Origin of the sequence: Pseudoalteromonas sp. APC 3355 (genome assembly GCF_030407615.1) — a bacterium.
Lineage (GTDB): Bacteria > Pseudomonadota > Gammaproteobacteria > Enterobacterales > Alteromonadaceae > Pseudoalteromonas > Pseudoalteromonas distincta.
Genome location: NZ_JASDDB010000003.1, coordinates 221,503 through 243,880, shown reverse-complemented (window position 1 = coordinate 243,880; position 22,378 = coordinate 221,503). Strand labels below are relative to the sequence as shown.

The window sequence follows — 22,378 nt, the reverse complement described above, 5'->3', positions numbered from 1 at the left end:
TACAAACTGTAAAATCTTCAATTTCTATTCGCCATCACCATGATATAATTAGTCAAATGCCCTAAAATATCGCCGTCATGATAGCAACAATTACACAGCAAGATGCCGCGACAGAACTTGTCGCAAATTACCTAAGTACCATTGCAAGCCAAGGTTTTAGTGGAGATACCGATGCAAGTTATGCAACGCGTATTACTGCTTCAACCGATAACAGTGTGTATCAGGAAATACCCCAAGGTGTTATTTTTCCAAAAAATGAAAAAGATATTCAACTCGCACTGCAAACTGCATCTCGCGACCCATTTTTATCATTAACTTTTGGGCCTCGTGGTGGCGGAACAGGTACTAACGGTCAATCGTTAACACCAGGTATTGTTGTAGATTTGTCTCGCTATATGCGCGAAATCCTCGAAATAAATGTAGAAGAAGGCTGGGTACGCGTTCAAACTGGCGTAATAAAAGATCAACTTAATGACTTTTTAAAACCTTATGGTTTTTTCTTCTCGCCCGATTTATCTACCAGTAACAGGGCAACTATTGGTGGCATGATAAGTACTGACGCATCGGGGCAAGGTTCGTTAGTTTACGGAAAAACAAGCGATCATGTTTTAGGGCTTACAACTTATTTAGTCGATGGCACACCTATGTGCACCTCACCAATAGACATCGACAAAGCAAAAATTATAGCCGAGCAAGACTCTCTAATTGGTAGTTTATATAAAACAGTTTTAGATATTTCAGTTAATGAACGCGCAGCTATTTTAGCTAAGTTTCCACGGTTAAATAGGTTTTTAACCGGCTACGACCTAGAGCATGTGCTAAGTGATGACTTACTTACTTTTGACATGAGCCGACTAATAACAGGTTCAGAAGGCTCATTAGGTATAGTAACTGAAGCTAAATTAAACCTAACGCCTATTGCCGAATTCAAAACCCTTATAAATATCAAGTACGATAGTTTTGACTCAGCACTTCGTCATTCACCGTTTTTAGTTGATGCACGCGCAACATCGGTAGAAACCGTTGATAGCAAAGTTTTAAACTTAGCGCGTGAAGACATCATTTGGAATTTAGTATCGGACTTAATAACCGACGTACCAAATAAAGATATGCAAGGCCTTAACATGGTCGAGTTTAATGCAGTATCAAACGATGATATAAAAGACAAAGTAGACACACTTTGTAAGCTTCTAGATGAATGCGTAGCAAATCAAACTAATGGCGTTATTGGATATCAGTTAACCAGTGATAAAAGCGATATACTAAAAATTTACGCAATGCGTAAAAAATCAGTGGGTTTATTAGGTAATGTAAAAGGCAGTCAAAAACCACTCGCCTTTGCAGAAGACACTGCAGTACCCCCTGAAAATTTAGCAGATTATATTGTCGAATTTAGAGCATTACTCGACAGCCATAATTTACAATATGGTATGTTTGGCCATGTTGATGCTGGGGTTTTACACGTACGCCCAGCACTTGATATGTGCGACCCAGAACAAGAAAAACTACTTAGAACTATTTCAGATCAAGTAGTAAAACTAACCGCTAAGTACGGTGGTTTAATGTGGGGCGAACACGGTAAAGGTTACCGAAGTGAATACAGCCCTGAATTTTTTGGTGAGCATTTATATACGCAACTTCGTAAAATAAAAACAGCTTTCGATCCTAACAACCGCATTAACCCCGGTAAAATATGTACTCCTATCGATAGTGAAGACTCACTAGTTAGTGTTGATGGACAAAAGAGATCGCACTTCGATAAGCAAATATCAATAGAAGTTAAAACCAGTTTTAACAATGCAATGACCTGTAATGGTAATGGCATATGCTTTAATTACGATGAAAATTCACCTATGTGTCCATCGTATAAAGTAACCGGCGATCGTCGTAATTCACCAAAAGGTCGCGCAAGTTTAATGCGCGAATGGCTTCGTTTACAAGAGTCAAAAAATGTAGATTTACTCGAAGTAGAAAAGCAGCTTAACAAAGGTGAAGTAATCACCTGGTGGGAACGTTTCGTTCACAGCCGCGAAAAACGAAAAGGTATTTACGATTTTTCTCACGAAGTAAAAGCGTCAATGGATGAATGTTTAGCATGTAAAGCATGTACAACTGCTTGCCCAATTAAAGTAGATGTTCCTACTTTTCGTTCGCGCTTTTTAAATTATTATCATAGTTATTATGCACGTCCGATAAAAGATTACCTTGTTGGTAACATAGAAAACAGCGCGCCATTAATGGCAAAGTTTGCAAAAGTTATAAACCCAATTGTTAAAACATCATTAGTAAGCAATGTTATTAAAAAAACAGTTGGCTATGTTGATACCCCACAGCTAAGTATTCCTGCACTTTCAAAGCGTATTACTAAAACACAAAAATTTGATTTTGATTTATTAAATAAATTAAATGCAGAGCAACAAAGTGAATATGTATTAATAGTACAAGACCCATTTACGAGCTTTTACGAAGCCGAACTAGTAGAAAGTTTTATTACTTTAATAACCCAACTTGGCAAAAAACCAATGCTATTACCTTTTAAACCAAATGGTAAACCGCAACACGTAAAAGGTTTTTTGCATGAATTTAAAGTTACAGCTAAAAATGCAGCTGAGTTTTTAAATAAATTAAATGATATTAATGCACCGTTAGTCGGTTTAGATGCTTCACTCGTTATGTGTTACCGCGATGAATATAATACAATTTTAGAAAATAACCGTGGTGAATTTAATGTGCAACTTGCCCATGAGTGGCTCGAAACACAATCGTTTAAATCACTAAGCGCAAAGCAAAATACAGATACCGAATTTACATTACTGAGTCACTGCACTGAAACAACTGCGCTGCCAAAAGCAGCAAATGTATGGCAAACAATTTTCAATGATATTGGTTTAACATTAAAAACAACAAATACAGGTTGTTGTGGAATGGCGGGAACTTATGGCCACGAAGCACAAAATCAAGATAACTCACGTGCGCTTTACGAAATGAGTTGGAAACCAATTGTAGATAAAAATAAACCAGAGCAACTTTTATCTACGGGCTTTTCTTGTCGCAGCCAAGTTAAACGTTTTGAGAGGTTTAAACCAAAACACCCAATTGAATTACTAGCACAGGTTCTTAAATAACTTTATAAAATAAAAAAAAGGCGCAACGATTAACTTCATCAGTAATGAAATAACCGTTACGCCTTTTTTAATCAGTATTCTTACTTTACCTAGTTTAAATGATTATTTTTTAACAAAACTATCAGCAATAGGTTTAGTGCTAATACCATGTATAAATACACTAAACAGAATAGTCGTCATTGCTATTGTCGCTATTTGATATTTATTTTCTATTTGTGTATCTATCACCATCAATGTAAAAACAATTGATGCTAATCCTCTTGGCCCAAACCACGCAAATGTAAAACGCTCTTTAATACTCAATGCCGTAAACTGCAATGACAACATAACAGGAATTATTCTAATCAATGTTGTACTTAACAAAGCGTAAATTATAATTTCAGTATTTAATTTTGGAATAACTAAGTAAGCACAAACAAACCCGAACAAGCACCAAATCATTAGCGATGTAAAATCTGCAATGTGCTCTGAGTCTTCAATTAATTCTGTTCTAACTTCTTCAGTCGAAAATTTATCAAATAATAAACCGGCAATAAACACCGCAATAAATCCACTGCCATGAAAATACTGAGTGACAGAAAAAACAGCCATAGCAAAACCGAGTAATAAAAACGGACTGGTATTTTGCGCAAAGTAATGACGTTTCATTGCAAAGTTTAAACTCGGTATAAAAACAGCAATACTTGTAATAGCTATTAATAAAGCCAAGCCAAGCTCTCGGCCAAACACACTTAATGTTTGTGTTGCGGTAATAGCTGATTCAGGATTTTTAGCGAGTAATATAAATATTAAAAATATGGGTACGCATAATCCATCGTTTAAACCACTTTCAGTATTTATTCCTTCGCGTATTTTTTCAGGCACTTGTGTACTTGCTAATAGCCCTTTACTTAAAGCTGCATCGGTAGGCGTTAAAATAATTGCGAGCAACGCCGCTTGAATAAGTGAAAGCTCAGCAAAGAAAAATAAAGCAACAGCAATACCGAGTAATAATGTTAAGGGTAGGGCAACAAACAATAGTAAACTAGGATACTGAAAACTATGCCTTAAAACACTTAGCTTTGATTTAGCTGCATCAGAAAATAAAAAAATACTTAGCGTAAGCTCTATAAATGGTAATAAAAGATCAACGCCTTCTTTTATTTTATCCCCTTCGTTGGGTAGCATAAAAGCTAAACATATTCCGCCGACAACAAAAAACATTGGGCCTGTTACTTCTGTTTTTTCTAACTGGCGAAGTGTTAAAGAATAAATTAAAAATAATCCGCCTATAAATGCTATTACTAAATACTCCATTAAATTTTCCTTTTAAGTCCTGACTTTGCTCGCTCTTTAATATTTGTTTGAATATAAATTTGATCGGTAGTCGCAATTTTAGAATGACCTAAATCTTCTGATAAATGTTTGAGCGGTCTGGTTTGTGCATCATGTGTTGCACCAGTATGACGAAGCCAATGCGCAGTTGCAGCGCCAAGTTGTTCAGCATCATCTTTAAAACCATCATCAAGTAATGATTGCTGTGCATAATCAAAACTTTGTTGTACTAAACGCCTAATTTGCCTTACGGTCATACCACCTTGCCCGCGAATTTTATGAACTAACGGCTCAGATTCATCAACCCGAGGAAGGGCAGGTAGCGCTCGATATAATCTGTATCGTTTTAAATATTCAACAAAATCATCACTTAAGGTTACATCTCGTAATTTATTACCTTTACCCATTATACGTAAAAACCAAAATCCATCATTATCTTGCCAAAAATGAGACATCACCGGCGACCATTGTGGGCGCTCAGATAATTCTGAAATTCGTAAATAAAGACCTTTTAAGCAGGCAAGCGTAAATAAGTTTCGCTCTAAATCAGGGTTATGTTCGCATAAATCTCGCGTTACACCAAAAACGTATTCCCATTGAATATCACTTAATGTATCAGGAATTTGAATTTGTGATTGAACAACTAAATACGGGCTATTTTTTTTAACAACAGGGACAAAGTTCGCGAATGTTTTTTCTTCGAGTAGGGCAAACTTATAAAATACATTTAAGGCAGTAAACATGGCCGATAAAGTTTGTTGGCTGGCAGTTGATTCTTTTAGCATAAAAGGGCGCCAATTTTGATTTAATCTACGAATTCCTTGCTCATCTTTATAACGCCATTGCACTGAAGTTGCAGCCCATTCTTTATCAGGTTCGACCATAAAATCAACGTAAGCTTCAATATCTTCACGTTTTAAATCGAATACTGATTTTTCTGCTATTAACCACGACCATAAATAAAAGCGTTCAAGTTCATTTCGAAAACGGCTATAAGTCGCTTCTGATTTTCTGCCATAAACATATAAAAACTGATATAAGAATGTCAGATCGGCTTTTGATTCAGTTACAGTCAAGCCAACTTCCTGTATAAAGGATGCAAGTTCTGGGTATTCTGAATTGAGAGTACCGTCATCTAGATGGGCAATTTGATATCTTAATTGTTTTAACGTATCAACCAAAGCAACAAGCATAATGTATAAATATTCAATTAAATAATAGGCTTACAGAATAACGTTAAAGTCCGATACTGTCTAGTATTGGACATAGTAAAGCTCTAATTATTTTAATGCCGTGATTATTCTATGGTTGTTGGTTGCTATATCTTATTAAGGAAAAAATCATGAAAAAACTAATTATACTAAGCGTACTTGCTTTAACTGTTTCGTTAACTGGGTGTGCTACTACAGGTAGTGCATCACCAAGCGAAAAACGTTCACTTGTACAAAGTATGAAAACAAATACATTAGATAAATTATACGCTGAAAAACCTGACGTTAAAAAACAAATTGCTAATTCGGCTGGTTACGCTGTTTTTGATAACGCGAACGTAAATGTTGTTTTAGCCAGTTTTGGTGGCGGTTACGGCGTAGTTAAAAATAACCTTACTGGTAAATCGACTTACATGAATATGGGTGAAGCCGGTTTAGGGCTTGGTTTAGGTGTAAAAGATTTTAACGTTGTAATGGTTTTTCATAATCAAGCAGCACTAAATAGATTTATTGAACACGGTTGGGCATTTGGCGGAAACGCTGATGCAGCAGCTAAATATGAAGATAAAGGCGGTGCACTGGTTGCCGAAGCGATTGCAGATCAAGTTACTGTATATTCTGTAACCGAAAATGGCCTTGCACTACAAGCTGTATTAAAGGGAACTAAGTTTTGGGTTGATTCAGAGCTTAATTAATCACCAAATTACTCTCCTAAAAGCGAGCTGGTTTGTATAATCACGCTCGCTTTATTAATACCCACCCAATTTAACATAACGTAATTTATGGGTAGTTCTATAAGTAAGTATTCTATAACTATGAGTAAACGTTATATAAGCCCACTATACTTTTTCGATACAAGTGTTCTGCAACAGAATCTGAAAATATATATAAAAGTTGAAAAATGAGCAAACAAATATTGATAGTTATATGAATGCTCTTCAAGATAAATTACTCGACTTAGTTAGTGATATTTCAAACAAAAAGTTAGGTTAATTTAGCTTCTTTTCTGATTCAATTAAAAATATTATAGTAGATGCTGTTGTGTGAAGTATATACCCAACAAGTTCTTCTGGGGCCTGTTGTTGAACAATTTCAGGCCCATGAGCATATTTATTTCTTGCTGTTGGAATTGCCGACTCAAGCATTGATCTCAAACTAGACAGTTGGGTTTGCCAGTAATTTGGAATTAAATTATTCTTAAGGCATATATCGATTAATTTATTTGCGGTTTCATTACCTTTTAGTCCCCAACTTTGTTTTCCACAGATAACTTTCATTGTACTTTCAAAAGCTTTATTACAGTCTATCAGTGCTTCATTATATTTTTTTTGTATGTAATGTTCATAAGCGTTTAGATAAGAATTCTGTACTACATTATAATCAGCTGCATTCTATAATTTTAGCGCGGGTTTAACCACTTCTTGGTGCATTAATTGTGAATCTATTTTTATTAATTGACTTTCTTCAAAAGCAAATCCTACTCCATTCTCTTTAAATCTATTATTTAATACTTTTAGTCCAGTTTCCATAGCTTCATTTAAATGCTTATTGCGATAACTATAATCAGTCGTGCAGATTTCGGCAACACGAAATGAAACTTCAACTAAAGATAATACTAATTCTGTATCTTTTTCATTAATTAAAAAGTAACTCAGTTCTTCATAACTATTTATATTAGGCTTTTCAAACTTGACATTTCGATGGTTTATATCAAATACCCCTAATTCTTCTCTTAATAGATCGTAAATATAAGTATAAGTTGCTTTTACCTCTGGATTGTAATGATGATCACCGCCATCACCTAGTAAGCCATCCAATATGAATTTTATTTGTATGCGTAGTGGGTTTGGTAACCTCTCATACTGAAAAACATCATGTACCTCACCCCTTAATTCTTTTTGTCTTTTGAAATAAATTTGATAATCCACTTTTTCATCCTTTAATATTATTTTATAAATTATGATATCTCAAAAGAAAAAGTATAACCAATTGTTTGCTGTCTGTTTTTTTTAAGTATTCTAGCCAAACTGTCAATCATGAAAGCACGTATAACTCATTAATAAAAAAGGGCTTCTCGCCCTTTTCTTATTTACTACATACCGTAATTTATGGACTTTCAAATATCTTAAATATAAGAATCATACCGACAGGCATTTATGCTTTATCACAAATTGAACATATATCAGGTTCTTTATCTATTTCAGCTTAAGTTCCATTTTCTAAGTTTATTCTTAAACTCATTTTACATGCCTTTTATAAAGTTATATTTAACTTCAATTTAGTATCAAACGCTTCAGCTAATTTTTCGGTTTCACTAAAAACGGTATTCCAATATTTAATGCGTGTATCGGCATCGAGATCGGTAAAGTCGTTTCTGTCTGGAATTTTTCCGTAGGGTAAGCTCGCTATAAATTTTTTTGATGGGGTGATCATCACTACGTTATCGTAATTAAGTGGTGATACTTTACGTTTTAAATTTTTATCGAACCACCCTGCTTTTGGCTCGCTATTAAAATGCGGATATAAAATTAAGCCTGGGTTATTAATTTTTAAATCAAAGTGGTAATCGATAATTCCGCCGTCGCGATATATTCCTTGCGGCGAGCCTGCAATATTTTTTATGCCTTGCATAACAAGTGGTATTGAACCCGATGCAAGTAATGCATCTTTTAAATTATTTTGAGTAAGCGCTATGTTTTGCGTTTTAAAATTGTAGCTGTCGGTAATTGATAAGTCACTTGTTGCTGGGCCAAATATAAAACGCTCATACTGCGAACCTAATAATTTTCGGTTAACGCGGTTAAGCATGTAACTTTTTGATAAACCCATTAACTGTATTAATTTATTTTCGCTGGCGATAAAGCCATTTGATTTTGCGACAATAAAGTGCGCTTTAAATATTGGGTTATTTATAATTTCGGTGACGCCGTTATCGCCAAAAACATCTTCAAGTAATGCGCGTGCTTTTATTGTTATTTCACTTGGTGTTGGTTTATTACTTGAATATCGGGTTTGCGAATACGATTTTGCTAATCGCTCAATCGCAGCAACAGGATCGTTTTGTGCAAAACACGCAGAGCGAAAAGCGCCAGCAGATGAGCCAATTAAATTAAGTGGTTGGGTGCGGTTTTTAAAAAATTCACCAAAAATATATTTATCTAAGCCAAATAATGTAAACCATTTAGGACCGCCACTTGCACCTAAAAAAGAGGTGAAAAGTTCAGGTTTAAAGCCCTGTTCGTTAATAATTTTAGCCGCTGTTTTCCCTGCGTGAATCTCGATCATCTAAAAAATTGTGCCTTTTATTTTGGTTGCTGTAGTTATTTTTACAACACTAAAAGTGAATATTTATGCAATATAAAAAGCGGCTTTATGTTGCCATAAAACCGCTTTTTGTAGTTAAGTGTGCTTAAAATACGTGAGTTAGTCCCAAATGCCGTCTTCGCATTTGCCCTGTACTTTTACATCTTTTACTTTAAATTCGGGCTCTAAACCTTTGTCTCTTTGTGCGTGGTAATCGCTCGTAACAGACAAAATAGTCGGCGTTAACAGTATAATAGCGATAACGTTAACCACTGTCATTAACCCTAAGGCAATATCGGCTAAATCCCAGACTTCTTTTAATGTGGCCGATGCGCCCCACAACATCATTGATAAATAAAGCAAAGTGTAAATGCCGCGCCCTACTTTGTTGTCGAGCTTAAATAAGTGCAAGTTGCTCTCTGCATAGGCGTAGTTTGCCACCACCGATGTAAAAGCAAATAAGGTTATAGCGGCTGCTACAAAGTAAACACCACCTTGTGCTAAATGAGCGGTCATGGCGCTTTGTGTTAAACGAATGCCTTCCATTTCACCGCTTATGTCTATATCGGCTAATAAAATGATCACAGCGGTACAGCTACACAGTACTATTGTATCGAAAAATACGCCTAGCATTTGTATGTAACCTTGCGTTACAGGGTGATTAGGAATTGGGCTGGCACTTGCTGAAGCATGCGGCACACTACCTGCACCGGCCTCATTAGAATATAAACCACGTTGAATACCGTTTTTAATCGCAGCGCCCATTGCACCGGCGCCTGCTTCTTGTAAACCAAACGCTGATAAAAATATATCTTTAAGCATGGCGGGTACTTGCGTGAAATTTATAATCGTAATAATTACCGCCGCAAGTACAAACACAATGCCCATTATTGGCACAACACGCTCTGCAAATCGGGCAATTGCTTTAAAGCCACCGAGTATAATTGAGCCCGCTAATACGGTAATAACTAGGCCTGAATAAAATGTAGGAACTTCAAACGCGTAGTTAAGTGCGTCGGTAATTGTGTTAGTTTGCATTGCGCTAAACGTAAATCCGTAACCTAAAAACAAACACGCGGCAAACACAATGGCAAACGCCCGGCTACCCAAACCTTGTTGAATATAATACGCAGGCCCGCCTCTAAACTCGCCGCCACTATCGCGCACTTTATATACTTGCCCAAGTACGCTTTCGGCAAAGCCTGTAGCCATACCCAATATGGCTATAACCCACATCCAAAATATAGCGCCGCTGCCGCCAAGTGAAATTGCAACCGCCACACCGGCTAAATTACCGGTACCGACCCGCGCGCAAAGCCCTGTACACAACGCTTGGAATGAGGAAATATCGTTTTTTTTACATTTGCTACTGCCTTTTAAAAGGCTAAACATATGTTTAAATTTAAGTATTTGAATTGCTTTTAGTCGTACTGAAAACCATACCCCTGTAAACAAAAGTATATAAATAAGTACTTGCCCTTCTCCCCATAAAAGGTTGTTTACGCTTTTGACGACGGTATCGAACATTGCTAATTCCTTCTTATATTTTTTATATTAATACCCTTTTTGGGTATAACGGCATTTGCTTGCGACATCGACTAAAAATTTAATGCAAATAAGGCAGCTAAGCTGCCTTAAAACTATACATTATTTATTTTGCAAATGAACTCCTGCAATCATGCACCTAACTGAGCCACCAGCCGACTCAATAGTAGGTATTGGTAATGGCACAAGCTTAGCCGTTTTTTGTATAACTGTTATTTGTTCAGGTGTAAGTGCATTAAACGCAGTTTGCGATAACGCTAAAATACGACCATTTTTACCTTGTAGCTCAATAGCATTGCCACAAAAGTTATTAATTTGCTCAAGCGTTAAATCGATAACTTGATGATGGCTTTTCAAAAAATGTTTAGCTAACTGTGCACGTTGTTCAATTGGCACCATATTTAAACTGATCATTACAAATTTTGTAGCAATACACATTAAAACATTAGTGTGATAAACCGCAGTTCCTTGCTCGTCATATGCGTTAAACACTATGGGTGATAGTTTTAATTGCTCACATATTGTATTAACCACCGACTTGGTAGTTCTTTTTGATTCTACCGCGTAAGCGAGTTTATTTTGATGATCGATAACCAGTGAACCAGTGCCTTCAAGAAATGAATTTTCTTTCGATAAAAATGAATAATCAGTCACTGAAGACACTTTATAGTGATCCGTTAAAAAATCAATAATATCTTTTCGATATTCTAACCTTCTGTTTTCTACAAACATTGGATAGATTATTAATTGGCCACTTTGATGAGTTGAAAACCAATTGTTAGGAAAAACTGAGTCGGGAGTGTGTGTTTGCTCATCTTCAAAAAGGTGAACTGTTACCCCTTCATTTTTTAATATTTGTACGGCATTAGTCACTTCCTTAAATGCTTGTTCACTTTGATTTTGTGCTAAGCATTCACTTTGAAATGCGTTATCGAGCATTGTGTGGGGGTTAGATGTAAAGTGATGCGGCCTTACCATCACTACAGCATTGGGGGCTTGGTTTACTTCGATCATGCCACGTGCTCTTTTACTAATGGTTGATCACTAAGTACTGAAAATAAATTACGAGGGTCCGCTTGTTGTGTAATTAAATCAAGCAAAGCAAACTCGCCCGTTTTAATTAACTCATCGCGTATAAATACCAGTGCGGTAAAGTCTTCGCTTGCAAAGCCAACGCCGTCAAAAATGGTTAATTCATCTTGGCTAGTACGCCCAAGCGACTGCTTATTAATAACTTTATGAAACTCAGTTACTGTAAAGCTTGGACTCATTTGTTGAATTTCGCCTTCTATTCGAGTTTGTGGCTCGTACTCAACAAATACATTAGCACGCTCAAGCAATCTAGCATCTAACTCTGTTTTACCTGGGCAATCACCACCTATGGCATTAATGTGCACACCTTGTGGGATCATGTCATTTGTTAAAATAGTGGCGTTAGTTTTATCAGCAGTACAGGTAGTGATAATATCGGCCCCTTTTACTGCTTCTTGTACACTATTACAAATAGTCACGTTTAACCCGCATGCACTTAAATTAGCAAATGCTTTTTTAGAGGCGCTTTTATCTATATCGTATAAACGAATATGCGTAATACCTAGTACCGCTTTAAAAGCGAGAGCCTGAAACTCTGATTGGGCACCATTGCCTATTAAAGTAAGGGTTGTTGAGTTTTTAGGTGCTAAATATTTAGCTACCATTGCAGAAGTTGCGGCTGTACGTAGTGCTGTTAGTAAACACATTTCGCTTATCATAACCGGATAGCCACTATCTACATCGGCTAAAATACCAAATGCAGCGACTGTTTGAAGTTCTCTAAAGGTGTTTTTTGGGTGACCATTTACATATTTACAGCTGAACATTTGGCCATCACTCACTGGCATTAGCTCTATTACACCCTCTGGTGAGTGTGCTGCATAACGAGGTGACTTATCAAACTCTGTCCAACGGGCAAAGTCGGTTTCTAATTTATGTGTTAGATCTAGCAAAACGTTTTCGACCCCTAAGCTATTTATAAGCTTAGCCATTGCCTGAACGCTAACAAATGGAACGCCTTGTTTTGGCTGTGCTATAAAATGACTCATGTGGAAACCTCTTGAATAAATGTATTAGTTAATTTAAAACAAGTTTAGCGAGGCTACGTGCTATTTAATATGGTAATTAATTACACAAATAGTACTATTTTTTATCATTTTGCTATGCAGTTATATACAATTTATGTATTTTGGTCAGTAACTTCTTTTAAAGGTTTGATTTATGACTCCTTACATTTATGACTCTCTTGATAATGCTTTAATAGCTGAATTACGAAAAGACGGCCGCGCTTCTATTTCAGCTTTAGCCGGTTCTTTAAATGTATCACGCGGGACAGTGCAAAATAGGTTAGACAGATTAGTTAGCTCAGGTGCAATATTAGGGTTTACTGTACGCGTTCACGAACACATTGAAACAGAAGCCGTGCGCGCAATTATGATGATAGAAGTCGTTGGTAAATCTACATCACAAGTTATTAAAACAATGCGCGGAATACCCGAGCTTATAAAATTACACACCACCAATGGTGCATGGGATTTAGTTGCAGAGCTTCAAGCTGCAAATTTAAGTGAGTTTGATGGAGTGCTAAGGCAAGTACGCGAAATTGATGGTATTTTAAATAGTGAAACAAGCATATTGCTTTCATCAACTTAAGTTATTTTTAATATTTAAATGACACCCATTTAAATTTTTTAAAAACTGAGGGACTAAACACTTAAAAATTATTTATTGTGTCTCTTATATCCGGTTAATTCTTTAGCTACATCAACTAATTGATTAGAAGCTTCTGTTTATCTAAATCGCAGATGAGTTAAAACCTTGAGTACATTCAGTCTAAACTTTGATAAGTTGTATTAAATAGTAAAACTAAGCAGTTAAAGCTTGGCTATTTCTGATATTGGGTCGTCGTTTGAAATGTTGATTATTGCAGTAGATTTCTATATTTTCGGCTTTACCAACAGCACCATGAAACATCTTAGTAAAGCGGGTTGTTAGTTTAAGCCAGTTTTTTTCGGTTATGTTTAATGTTTTTAATATAGGCGTTGTACTTTGATTTATATAACCTGGTTTGTCTGCCCTTATACACTTTCCTGTTTGCTCTACTAATTCTAGATAGTTTTTAAACTCAAATGGTAAACCTTTACTTATCTTTTGTGAGAGCTTTCCTACAAATTTAGCTAAAAACTTTGGCTGATTACCTGCTATTGCATGTTCAATTCGTTTTTTAATACTGGTGAATGATGATGTTTGAATGCTCTGTGAAACTTTTGCCCTTATAGGATTTAAGTCAACATACGCCATGCAAGCTAATAGTGCAGGCTCATCCAGTAAAGCTTGAGATTTAAAGCGCCCCTCCCAAAAACGGCCTGTACAACCGTCTTCTTTATTAGCTTGCCTTGCTATATTCTCGTTTAACGAACGCATAAACCAAGAAATATCTTTTAAACGATTTCTAAATTTCACTATACTATGTTTTAGTAACATTTTTTCTATATCTGATAGCGATTCACCGTCAAGATAACGCTTTGATATATTCGTCCCTTTAAATGCTTTATGCCACCTTATACAAACAGCTCTATCTGTAAGCCTATTTGCTTTTTTATCATCTATATAAAGTACTAAATGTGTATGGTTACTCATTACCGCGTAAGCACAAATATCAATACAAAATACCTTCGCCAAAAATAATAAACGTTCCTCTACCCAATCTCTACGATGCTCATAGCTTTTGCCTGTTTGTGTATCAATTCCACATAGGTATGCACGTCTCACACACCGAGAAAGACAGTGATAGTAACGTGTATTGGAGAGGCTTATTTGTCTTTTTCGTGCAGTAGCCACAGGCATTATGCTCACTTTAAAATTTTATAAAGTATAGCCGAGGTTAATAAATGTACAAATTAGGGTGGGTGTCATTTAAATAAAAGGCATTTAAATGAATAATACTGCAACTTTAAGTCGCAGTATTATTCATGATTTGGGTATCCGATTGGCTTAATTGTAACGATACTCGCTTTGTGAGTAGTTATGCGTATTGCTGATCTCAAATTGGCTTTGCTGCGCTAAATAAGACCGACCTGCAGCTAAGCCTAATTTATGATCAAAACGTAAATCGTTATTTGAACTACCTAATAATTTGCTATGCAGTTTTTCGTCTGCAAAAATTTGTATTATTTCCACATCACTTGGTGGATTTGCAATAAACTCAAGCTCATCTAAATACGCTTTTTCGTGCTGTATTAAGTAGTCCAATGTTTTTGGGCAATAACCTGATGCTATAGCAAATGTTCTTAGCTTTTGTACCCATGCAGATTGCGCTTGAAAATTAGCGTCAACCGTTCTTATTACAACAATTTTACGAGCACCTCGGTTGTAAGCTTCACGCACGGGAAGTGGAGCGGCTAAACCGCCGTCTAGATAAAAATCGCTCTGTGCTTGTTCTTCAACAAGATGTGTTTCATTCGCTGCTTTTGCGTTTAACCAAGGTGTTAACTTTACACCTTGTTTGTATAAAAACGGGAGTGCGCTAGAAGCCTTTAACAAATCACGCCATTGACCACTATCACCTGTAGGCGATAAGTAATAAGCTTTTCTGTCTCGTGCGTTTGTTGCTGTTATAAGTAGTTCACGCTCACCTAAACTAGTTTTCGCTGTTTTGAAATCTATAGCTCTGTTTACTTCAGTGGTTTTGTCAAAGTACCAATCTAAATCAACTATATGCTTACCCACTAATCCGCGACCAAGCTGAAAAAAGCGCTTATTACGCGAAAGCCCTCTAATCAGGCGTTTAGCGTAGCCTTTTTGACGCGCTAAGTAGCTAGTTAAGTTTTGCGAACCCGCTGAAGTACCAATGAATAAATCAAAAGGGTCATAGCTTTGCTCTAACCACGCATCAAGTACGCCAGCTGTGAATATCCCTCGCTGCCCGCCACCTTCAGCAATCAGAGCAACTTTTGGCTGCGCTGTTTTGTTAACTGAATTAGCTGTTGCGGTGTTTAGAGAGTTCACGGTGTACCTGCCTTTAATTTTATGATGTCTGGTTTAATAGCTACATTATAAAAAACAAAAGTGATATCTTAAAATTGATTATTTAAATCAGTTCAATTGAAAAAACAGAACGGTATGTAAAGCAAAATATGTACTAAAAATAGCAATCAAATTTACTTTGAATATTTAAATAACAAATACAGACATCACTTAAAGTTAATAAAATGAGTAAACTAATTTAACTTTTGATGATGTCTATAATCTTAACAAGCCCAGAGTGTACGCTTCCTTAACTAACTATATTTTAGTGTTTTATTTCCATTAAAATTTCGAGTGCACGGTGGCGTTTTTCACTATCGAATACATCATTGGTAAATATAAACTCATCAACTTCTAGCTGTTTAGCTATCATCTCTAACTTGTGTTTAATACTTACATGTCCGCCGACTACGCTTAGGCTTAAAAAGTTCTCTACATGGGCGCGCTCTTGTTCGCTCCATAACCCGTCCATGCTTTCAACAGGTGGTTTTAGCCACAGCTCGTTACCGCGTATAAGTTCGAGCACACGTTGCTTAGAAGTAGTCGACAAGTATTGCGCTTCATCGTCGGTGTCTGCTGCCACTAAAGGCAGTGCAAGCATTACGTATGGCTTATCAAGTACGCTTGATGCTTTAAATTCGCGCTTATACAGCGCTATTGCCTCGTGCACAAAACGCGGTGCAAAATGCCCTGCAAATACATACGGTAACCCTTTTTGCGCCGCTAGTTGCGCGCTAAATAAACTCGAGCCTAATAACCAAATAGGAACGTTTGTGTCCTCTCCCGGTATAGCACGTATAGGATGCGTACCATTGTAAGGACCTAACAATGTTTGCAGCTCAGTTACTTCACCTGGGAAGTTTTCTGCGCGACTCATATCGTTATTTAGTGCACGACTCGTTACAGGGTCGCTACCTGGGGCACGCCCTAGTCCTAAATCTATTCGCCCAGGATATAAGCTCTCTAATGTACCAAATTGTTCAGCAACAACTAATGGGGAGTGGTTTGGCAGCATAATACCGCCTGACCCAACGCGTATCTTTTTGGTATTACCTGCAATGTGACCAACCAAAATTGAAGTGGCCGCACAAATTATACCTGGCATATTATGATGCTCAGCAAGCCAAAAACGGTTAAAGCCAAGCTCATCTGCACGTTGGGCGTATTTAGTACTTTTATGAAGAGTGTTAGTAACGCTGTCCCCTTTAATCATGGGGGCAAGTTCTAATAACGAAAAAGGAATGGAATTCAACAAAATAGCAGCTCCTAAAAATGCATGCTAACAATGTATTACATCATTAGCATAAAACACTTAAATGGGTCTGCTATTAGGTCAATTCAAGTTACGCAGTGGTATTAAAGCAAAATAGGTATATGTTATTTTGCTCTAAGGTATTCAAGCAAGCTGTGCATCACGTTGGCGCAGCTCTTTATAGCCTTCTGAATCCACGCCTTTTTTCCAATACCCTGAGGAAACAATATTACCGCGTGGTATATTAAATTGCTCTGTTAACAATGTCTTTGCTTTACGAACAAGCCCAGCTTCCAATGCCATAAATACAATGGGAGGCTCTGCTGTAATGTGCAAATTTTGAAGCGCGCTAAGTAGCGCTTCGTCAGCATTGTCGGTAACAAGCCAATTAACATCGCGGCTTGTTTCTAAATCAATAATGTCTTTTTCGGTGGGTACATGTACAAAGGCATCAATTTTTGAAAATAAAGGTAATTGCTGTATATACCCCTTTATTGCATTTACCGATGTTAAATCCCCTAGCAACACATAATGCGAATGCCCATAATTATCTAGCTTTTTAGGGCCTGGGCCTGCAATACCTACCTCATCACCTACTTTTGCAATTTTAGCCCAGTCAGTTGCCGGACCTTGGTGCATATTTATAACAAAATCAAGTGTTAACGCGCCTGTTTGTGCATCTACATGCCTTATTGTGTAAGATCGCATACACGCTGTTTTTAAGTTAAAATCTACTTCACCATTTTTTGGGATCAGTACTTTTACATAGTTACCAATGTGCTGTGAGGTTAAGTCGTTAAAATCATCAGAGCCTACAACAATGCGTTGTAGGTGTGGTGTGATTTGCTGCGTACTTAATATGTTAGCTTTGCGAATTTGTTTACCCATGCATTACCTCGTTTTACAAAACTTGGACTTTAATACCAACCTGCATAAATCTTTGATCAATTTAACGAATTAAATTGCACTATAACGTTGTTAAAAATTTTTTATTTAGAACAACTAGATACAAAAATTTTAGCCTAGTTCTAGCGTAATTTTCTTAACGTTAAATAGACCCCATATATAAGCAGATTGGTATAATAATTGGCTGCTATAAAAGCAGACATTGCACAACGCCCCATTGGTTGATAAAATCAACTATAGCAAATTAATTGACTTTGTCAACTATATTGAGAGTTTTATGAATACACCTTTATCAAATACGCTATTTGAATTGATGCAAAATTACCGCGTTACAATTCGTGAAGCAATTAACGCAGGCGAACTTGGTATTAATGCTATGCACGTACGCTGCATACATATTATTGCGAGCGTAAATAACTGTACGGCTAACGATATTGTTACTAAAACGCAGCGCGACAAAGCGCAAATAGCACGTTTAATTAAAGATCTTATTGGCTTAAATTTAATAAATAAACAGGCAAGTGAGCACGATAAGCGCTGCTTTATTTTGTCGCTCACAGAGCAAGGCAAAGTTCTTTTTGATAAGTTATTAGCCTCAGAGCAGAAAATAAATAATCAAATGTGTAAAAACTTAAATCCTCAGCAAATCAAAGACTTTTTAGATGTTGCACAACAAATGATCAAAAACATGGATTGATCAGCCATACATTCTTGGCATAACTTACACAAAACGCATATACTGTACACTTATACAGTATATTCGTTTTAGGTTGTATTATGTTTGTCATTCCCATTTATATAGAAGCAGGCGTGTGTGGTTTTGAATCCCCCGCAGCGCAGTACACCGAGCTAGGTGTAACCCTTGATGAGCTTTTAATAAAGCATCCAGATGCTACGTTTATTGGTATTGCATCGGGTAACTCTATGCAAGAAGTCGGAATTTTTGAAGGGGACTTATTAGTTATTGACCGTGCAGAGCCTGCAGAAAATGGTGACGTTATTGTTGCTAACTTAAATGGTCTTTTTGTATGCAAGCTGCTTGATAAAACCAATGCACGGCTGCTTTCAGCGTCTTCTTTACATAAGCCTGTACAACTCACCTCTGCAGACGAGTTTCAGCTCGAAGGCGTAGTAACGCTATCAATAAGAATGCACAGGCAAAGCCCAGAGTTATTAAAATGTATGCCTTAGTTGATGCTGTGTCGTTTTATGCCAGTGCCGAAAAAGTATTTGACCCTGCTATTCGATCCAAACCCGTGGTTGTACTTACCAATAACGATGGCTGTGTATGCGCTATTTGCCCTATTGCTCGGCGCTTAAATATTCCTAAATTTGGCCCGTACTTTAAAGTTAAGCATTTACTTGAGCAAAACAACGTTGTTATTCGCTCTAGCAATTACGAGCTTTATGCTGATTTAAGCGACAAAATGATGAACATCATCGCTCGCTTTTGCGATACACAGCACATATACAGTATTGATGAATCGTTTTTGCACTTTGATGGCTACACATCATTAATTAAAGACTGGCATGAATACGGTCATACAATAAGGCGCACAGTATGGCGCGAAACAAAACTTCCTGTAGGTGTTGGTTTTGGCCCGACCCCTACTTTAGCAAAAGCCGCTAACCATGCCGCTAAAAAGCTCAGTGGTTTTAATGGTGTAGCAGTAATAAATAGCGAACAAACTCGCCAAGCTATTTTACAAAGAATGAGCTGCGAAGATGTCTGGGGAATAGGCCGGCGGCTAGCTAAAAAACTTAAAATAATGAATATACACACCGCCTGGGATCTTGCTCAGCAAAACCCTAGAGCAATGCGCCGTGCATTTAGTGTGGTTGTTGAACGCACAGTAAGCGAGCTTAACGGGATAACATGCTTAAACTGGGATGATGTACGACAAGACAAGCGGGAGATTTATTCGACCCGTAGTTTTGGAGAGCGCATATGTGAGCCAACAGCACTTAAAACAGCGCTAATTAACCATGTAACCACAGTGGCTAATAAATTAAGAGCGCAACGTTCGCTCACTCACCAGCTTTATATTTTTGCAGCCAGTGGCGCGCACGAAAATAAATATTATAAAAAATCGTTTGTGTATAAGTTCCCCTCACCCACTAACGACACCTGCGTGATGGCTAATGCTGTATCTGAGGTATTTAATAAGATTTACCAACCCGGTATACGGTTTTATAAATGTGGTGTAGGCGCGGTAGAGCTAATATCAGAACAGTTTCAGCAAAATGACTTATTTAATAAAAGCCCTGATAATCCAAAACTTATGCAATGCTTAGACACAATTAACAATCGATACGGAAAAGGAATGCTAAGCCTTGCAAGTAGTAAATTAAATGACCGGTGGCACATGAACCGTGATTTTTTGTCGCCGCAGTACACTACGCGTTGGCGCGATATCCCTAAAATATACTGCGAATGATTTGCTACTTACTAGATGCTTTATTTACTCTCATCTGCTTTTTTAAATGTGCACTCTACATTGGGTTCGCTCAATGTGTATTTGAGTGTGTTATCAGCTAAAAATTTGATACTTTGACTGATTGTTTTTTCGTTTGCTGGGCTTTCACAACGACTCATTCTTAAGCCGTTTTCAAGGCCATCACTTTTATATTTAAGCGTGCTGGTTATAAAGCAAAAGTTTGGTTTTTTAATGGTTCGGGTACCATTGTGGAGCGATCCAAATACAATTTGCTCACCAAGTTTAAAACCCGCACTTAAATCACTTTCATCTGTCAAACTCAAATTGCTGTTAACGCATAACCCTGAGTTGCTCGACACAACTTCGTAGGCACCTAATTTTGACTTTAAAAGCGGTATAAATCGTGTTTTATTACTCGGCTCAGAAAAAGCATTTGCACTTGTAAAAGCGACAGTTAATAAAGCGAGTGTTAAATATTTCATTTCGTGGGTGTATCCTCGTGAGTCAGCGTGTTAAATAATAGCAAAATGCCTAATCACTTAGCTTTTATAACTTTTAACAACTATAACAGAGATTTACTATAAAAGGAGAGAAGTCGTATTCAGGAACCAAGACACGAGCAGCTAAGGGAGCTTTGCTCGACTATACTGATTCTTACATGTGTGTAAGCCAGTAAGATAACGCAAGAGCAATTACCGTTCCCATTAGGTTACAAACCTCGTGCCGCAAATAAATCCCTTAGATTGAACACATTTAAATCCACAAAGATTCCTCCTAGATACTGCATTACAAACCATTTTGCTGTTAAGTACTTTAGTTAATACGTACTTAAACAACAAAACGATTTATATCAATGCGCTTACTTGTAGGGAAATTGAACTCATTAAATTGTTTAAATAGCGCACAAATTACTGTTTGTTTTATTGCCAGTACTTTGCAAATAATAAAGGGTAGCTTTGCTTTAAGAACTTAGGTTTGTCTTTAAAACGTTTACCTTTAGGTTCATCACTGCCTGATGGAATAAACGGTAATTCGTCTTCGCTGCGTTCTTCAAATAATAAACCGGCTATTAAATCATACTCATCAATATACGGGTAAGGCTGCTCGTTTAAGTAATAAACAGGTGTACACTGCGCTAACGAATCAGCATTTTCTAAAGCGTTTTCGAATACTGTTTTACCGCGCGAAATTAACCAACATCTAAACTCGCTAAAACCGTAATCGTCGTTACATCCAGCCATCACAAAAGCGGCACCAAACAAATCCCAGGTAAAACATTTACGCATATGTATGCCAAAGTGTTTATCAAAATCAATAAGGTGCTGATCGCTTAAATCATTAAGTTTAGTTTTTAGGTTATCGCTCACACTTTGCGGATCGAGCCCTAAATCAGGCGTTGTTACCAAATCCCAAAAAGCCTGCTCTGTTAACGTTGCCATTATAAAATCTCTTTTACTCGGCCAACTTGACCATCTTCTAAACGTACTTTAATACCGTGTGGGTGATTTGGTGATTTTGTTAAAAGGCGCTCAACCACACCCTCAGTTAATGTGCCGCTGCGTTGATCTTCTTTTAATACAATATTTACTGTGGTACCTGGTGAAATTTGCGAACGCGAAGGAACAGCCATAATTTAAACCCTAAAAATAATTTATCTAATTATAACGTCCATGTGATGTCATACCAACTAAACCGCTGTTAATTGGCTAAAAATGAGATGTGTGCTGGTTTTGCGTTCAACTTAATAGCTGCTAGCTGGCTAAGTATAATCTGCGTTAACTCATCAAGTTGCGGTTTTGCATCTTCACGGGCTATCTCATCAATAAAGTAACATTGTACTTTTAACGTGTTTACTTCGTTATTTAAATCAACTGTATGCGTTAGATAATCAAAACCAATTACCATTTCTTTTATTGCTTCGCATGCATTAGTAAGCGCTAAGCGAATTTGCTTATCGCGCTGTTTTTGAGTTTTAGTCATAAATATAAAGGTTACTTATTTAGTCTGAGCTTGTTGCTGTTTTTTAAACTCTTCGTAGTTAGAGTCTTGTTTATCTAGGCATTCGTAATATTCTTTGTCAGCTTTATAGTTACACTCATCAAGGCGCGCCGATTGTAATTCATGAAAACGTGCATCAGAGCTGCAGCCAGCCAAAACACATGATCCAATAATAAGTAATGCGCTGCTTTTTAGTTTATTGATAAACATTAAATTTCCTTACACTTT

Annotated in this window: 22 protein-coding genes and 1 pseudogene; 6 read left to right on the top strand and 17 right to left on the bottom strand. The window is 36.9% G+C overall.

The features are described 5' to 3' along the window. The first annotated feature begins 77 nt into the window (after window positions 1–77). On the top strand, window positions 78–3,125 hold the full coding sequence (locus QMA08_RS07530) for an FAD-binding and (Fe-S)-binding domain-containing protein (protein ID WP_290174089.1): 3,048 nt from the start codon (window positions 78–80) through the stop codon (window positions 3,123–3,125). 102 nt (window positions 3,126–3,227) lie between these two features. On the opposite strand, the gene QMA08_RS07525 is transcribed toward QMA08_RS07530, so the two are convergent. Next, the gene (locus tag QMA08_RS07525) at window positions 3,228–4,421 is read right to left on the bottom strand and encodes a cation:proton antiporter (RefSeq protein WP_290174088.1); all 1,194 of its coding nucleotides are present in this window, start codon (window positions 4,419–4,421) and stop codon (window positions 3,228–3,230) included. Further along, on the bottom strand, window positions 4,421–5,632 hold the full coding sequence (locus tag QMA08_RS07520; protein ID WP_290174087.1) for a tyrosine-type recombinase/integrase: 1,212 nt from the start codon (window positions 5,630–5,632) through the stop codon (window positions 4,421–4,423). The genes QMA08_RS07525 and QMA08_RS07520 overlap by 1 nt, the downstream gene beginning before the upstream one ends. Before the next feature lie 149 nt (window positions 5,633–5,781). On the opposite strand from QMA08_RS07520, the gene QMA08_RS07515 reads away from it, so the two are divergent. Further along, on the top strand, window positions 5,782–6,345 hold the full coding sequence (locus tag QMA08_RS07515; protein WP_007377560.1) for a YSC84-related protein: 564 nt from the start codon (window positions 5,782–5,784) through the stop codon (window positions 6,343–6,345). Window positions 6,346–6,639: 294 nt separating this feature from the next. On the opposite strand, the pseudogene QMA08_RS07510 reads toward QMA08_RS07515, so the two are convergent. From QMA08_RS07510 to QMA08_RS07485, 6 genes and pseudogenes are all read right to left on the bottom strand, one after another. Continuing rightward, window positions 6,640–7,023 (bottom strand): annotated as a pseudogene (locus QMA08_RS07510) (STM4504/CBY_0614 family protein); the annotation flags it as partial. 18 nt (window positions 7,024–7,041) lie between these two features. Continuing rightward, window positions 7,042–7,578, bottom strand: a complete 537-nt coding sequence (locus QMA08_RS07505; protein WP_290174085.1) for an AbiJ-NTD4 domain-containing protein — start codon at window positions 7,576–7,578, stop codon at window positions 7,042–7,044. Window positions 7,579–7,903: 325 nt separating this feature from the next. Further along, the gene (locus tag QMA08_RS07500) at window positions 7,904–8,935 is read right to left on the bottom strand and encodes a patatin-like phospholipase family protein (RefSeq protein ID WP_290174084.1); all 1,032 of its coding nucleotides are present in this window, start codon (window positions 8,933–8,935) and stop codon (window positions 7,904–7,906) included. A 138-nt stretch (window positions 8,936–9,073) separates the two neighbouring features. Continuing rightward, the gene (locus QMA08_RS07495) at window positions 9,074–10,480 is read right to left on the bottom strand and encodes an alanine/glycine:cation symporter family protein (protein ID WP_024609079.1); all 1,407 of its coding nucleotides are present in this window, start codon (window positions 10,478–10,480) and stop codon (window positions 9,074–9,076) included. A 120-nt stretch (window positions 10,481–10,600) separates the two neighbouring features. Continuing rightward, complete coding sequence (gene ctlX, locus QMA08_RS07490; RefSeq protein ID WP_290174083.1) at window positions 10,601–11,512, bottom strand: citrulline utilization hydrolase CtlX; 912 nt, start codon at window positions 11,510–11,512, stop codon at window positions 10,601–10,603. After that, window positions 11,509–12,579, bottom strand: coding sequence for an ornithine cyclodeaminase (locus QMA08_RS07485; protein ID WP_290174082.1), 1,071 nt, complete (start codon window positions 12,577–12,579; stop codon window positions 11,509–11,511). Before QMA08_RS07485 ends, ctlX begins: the two co-directional genes overlap by 4 nt. A 172-nt stretch (window positions 12,580–12,751) precedes the next feature. Here QMA08_RS07485 and QMA08_RS07480 point away from each other — a divergent pair, with 172 nt between their 5' ends. Then, complete coding sequence (locus tag QMA08_RS07480) at window positions 12,752–13,183, top strand: Lrp/AsnC family transcriptional regulator (protein WP_007377579.1); 432 nt, start codon at window positions 12,752–12,754, stop codon at window positions 13,181–13,183. 213 nt (window positions 13,184–13,396) lie between these two features. On the opposite strand, the gene QMA08_RS07475 is transcribed toward QMA08_RS07480, so the two are convergent. The 4 genes from QMA08_RS07475 to QMA08_RS07460 form a co-directional block, all read right to left on the bottom strand. Beyond that, on the bottom strand, window positions 13,397–14,371 hold the full coding sequence (locus tag QMA08_RS07475; RefSeq protein WP_290174158.1) for a transposase: 975 nt from the start codon (window positions 14,369–14,371) through the stop codon (window positions 13,397–13,399). Between the two features lie 153 nt (window positions 14,372–14,524). Further along, complete coding sequence (locus QMA08_RS07470) at window positions 14,525–15,538, bottom strand: patatin family protein (RefSeq protein ID WP_024609084.1); 1,014 nt, start codon at window positions 15,536–15,538, stop codon at window positions 14,525–14,527. A 283-nt stretch (window positions 15,539–15,821) separates the two neighbouring features. Further along, window positions 15,822–16,811: an LLM class flavin-dependent oxidoreductase gene (locus QMA08_RS07465; RefSeq protein WP_290174081.1), complete on the bottom strand. Its 990-nt coding sequence runs from the start codon at window positions 16,809–16,811 to the stop codon at window positions 15,822–15,824. Between the two features lie 141 nt (window positions 16,812–16,952). Then, window positions 16,953–17,696 carry a siderophore-interacting protein gene (locus QMA08_RS07460; protein ID WP_290174080.1) on the bottom strand — a complete coding sequence of 248 codons (744 nt, stop codon included), beginning with the start codon at window positions 17,694–17,696 and terminating at the stop codon, window positions 16,953–16,955. 295 nt (window positions 17,697–17,991) lie between these two features. Between QMA08_RS07460 and QMA08_RS07455 the strand changes: the two genes are divergently transcribed. The 3 genes from QMA08_RS07455 to QMA08_RS07445 all read left to right on the top strand — a co-directional run bounded on the left by QMA08_RS07455 (window position 17,992) and on the right by QMA08_RS07445 (window position 20,152). Next, window positions 17,992–18,411: a MarR family winged helix-turn-helix transcriptional regulator gene (locus QMA08_RS07455; RefSeq protein WP_290174079.1), complete on the top strand. Its 420-nt coding sequence runs from the start codon at window positions 17,992–17,994 to the stop codon at window positions 18,409–18,411. An 80-nt stretch (window positions 18,412–18,491) separates the two neighbouring features. After that, a complete protein-coding gene (locus tag QMA08_RS07450; protein ID WP_010552918.1) occupies window positions 18,492–18,905 on the top strand; it encodes a S24 family peptidase in 414 nt (137 codons plus the stop codon). After that, window positions 18,893–20,152 (top strand): Y-family DNA polymerase, encoded by a 1,260-nt coding sequence (locus tag QMA08_RS07445; RefSeq protein ID WP_182681936.1) that lies wholly within the window; start codon window positions 18,893–18,895, stop codon window positions 20,150–20,152. Before QMA08_RS07450 ends, QMA08_RS07445 begins: the two co-directional genes overlap by 13 nt. Window positions 20,153–20,172: 20 nt before the next feature. Here QMA08_RS07445 and QMA08_RS07440 read toward each other — a convergent pair whose 3' ends face one another. From QMA08_RS07440 to QMA08_RS07420, 5 genes are all read right to left on the bottom strand, one after another. Further along, the gene (locus QMA08_RS07440; protein WP_004334802.1) at window positions 20,173–20,634 is read right to left on the bottom strand and encodes a hypothetical protein; all 462 of its coding nucleotides are present in this window, start codon (window positions 20,632–20,634) and stop codon (window positions 20,173–20,175) included. A 438-nt stretch (window positions 20,635–21,072) separates the two neighbouring features. Beyond that, window positions 21,073–21,591 carry a DUF4240 domain-containing protein gene (locus QMA08_RS07435; protein ID WP_004334799.1) on the bottom strand — a complete coding sequence of 173 codons (519 nt, stop codon included), beginning with the start codon at window positions 21,589–21,591 and terminating at the stop codon, window positions 21,073–21,075. Further along, window positions 21,591–21,782: a YwbE family protein gene (locus tag QMA08_RS07430; RefSeq protein WP_004334795.1), complete on the bottom strand. Its 192-nt coding sequence runs from the start codon at window positions 21,780–21,782 to the stop codon at window positions 21,591–21,593. Before QMA08_RS07430 ends, QMA08_RS07435 begins: the two co-directional genes overlap by 1 nt. A 68-nt stretch (window positions 21,783–21,850) precedes the next feature. Then, window positions 21,851–22,132: a hypothetical protein gene (locus tag QMA08_RS07425; RefSeq protein ID WP_039487752.1), complete on the bottom strand. Its 282-nt coding sequence runs from the start codon at window positions 22,130–22,132 to the stop codon at window positions 21,851–21,853. Between the two features lie 15 nt (window positions 22,133–22,147). Continuing rightward, complete coding sequence (locus QMA08_RS07420) at window positions 22,148–22,360, bottom strand: hypothetical protein (protein ID WP_004334789.1); 213 nt, start codon at window positions 22,358–22,360, stop codon at window positions 22,148–22,150. Window positions 22,361–22,378: the final 18 nt, after the last annotated feature.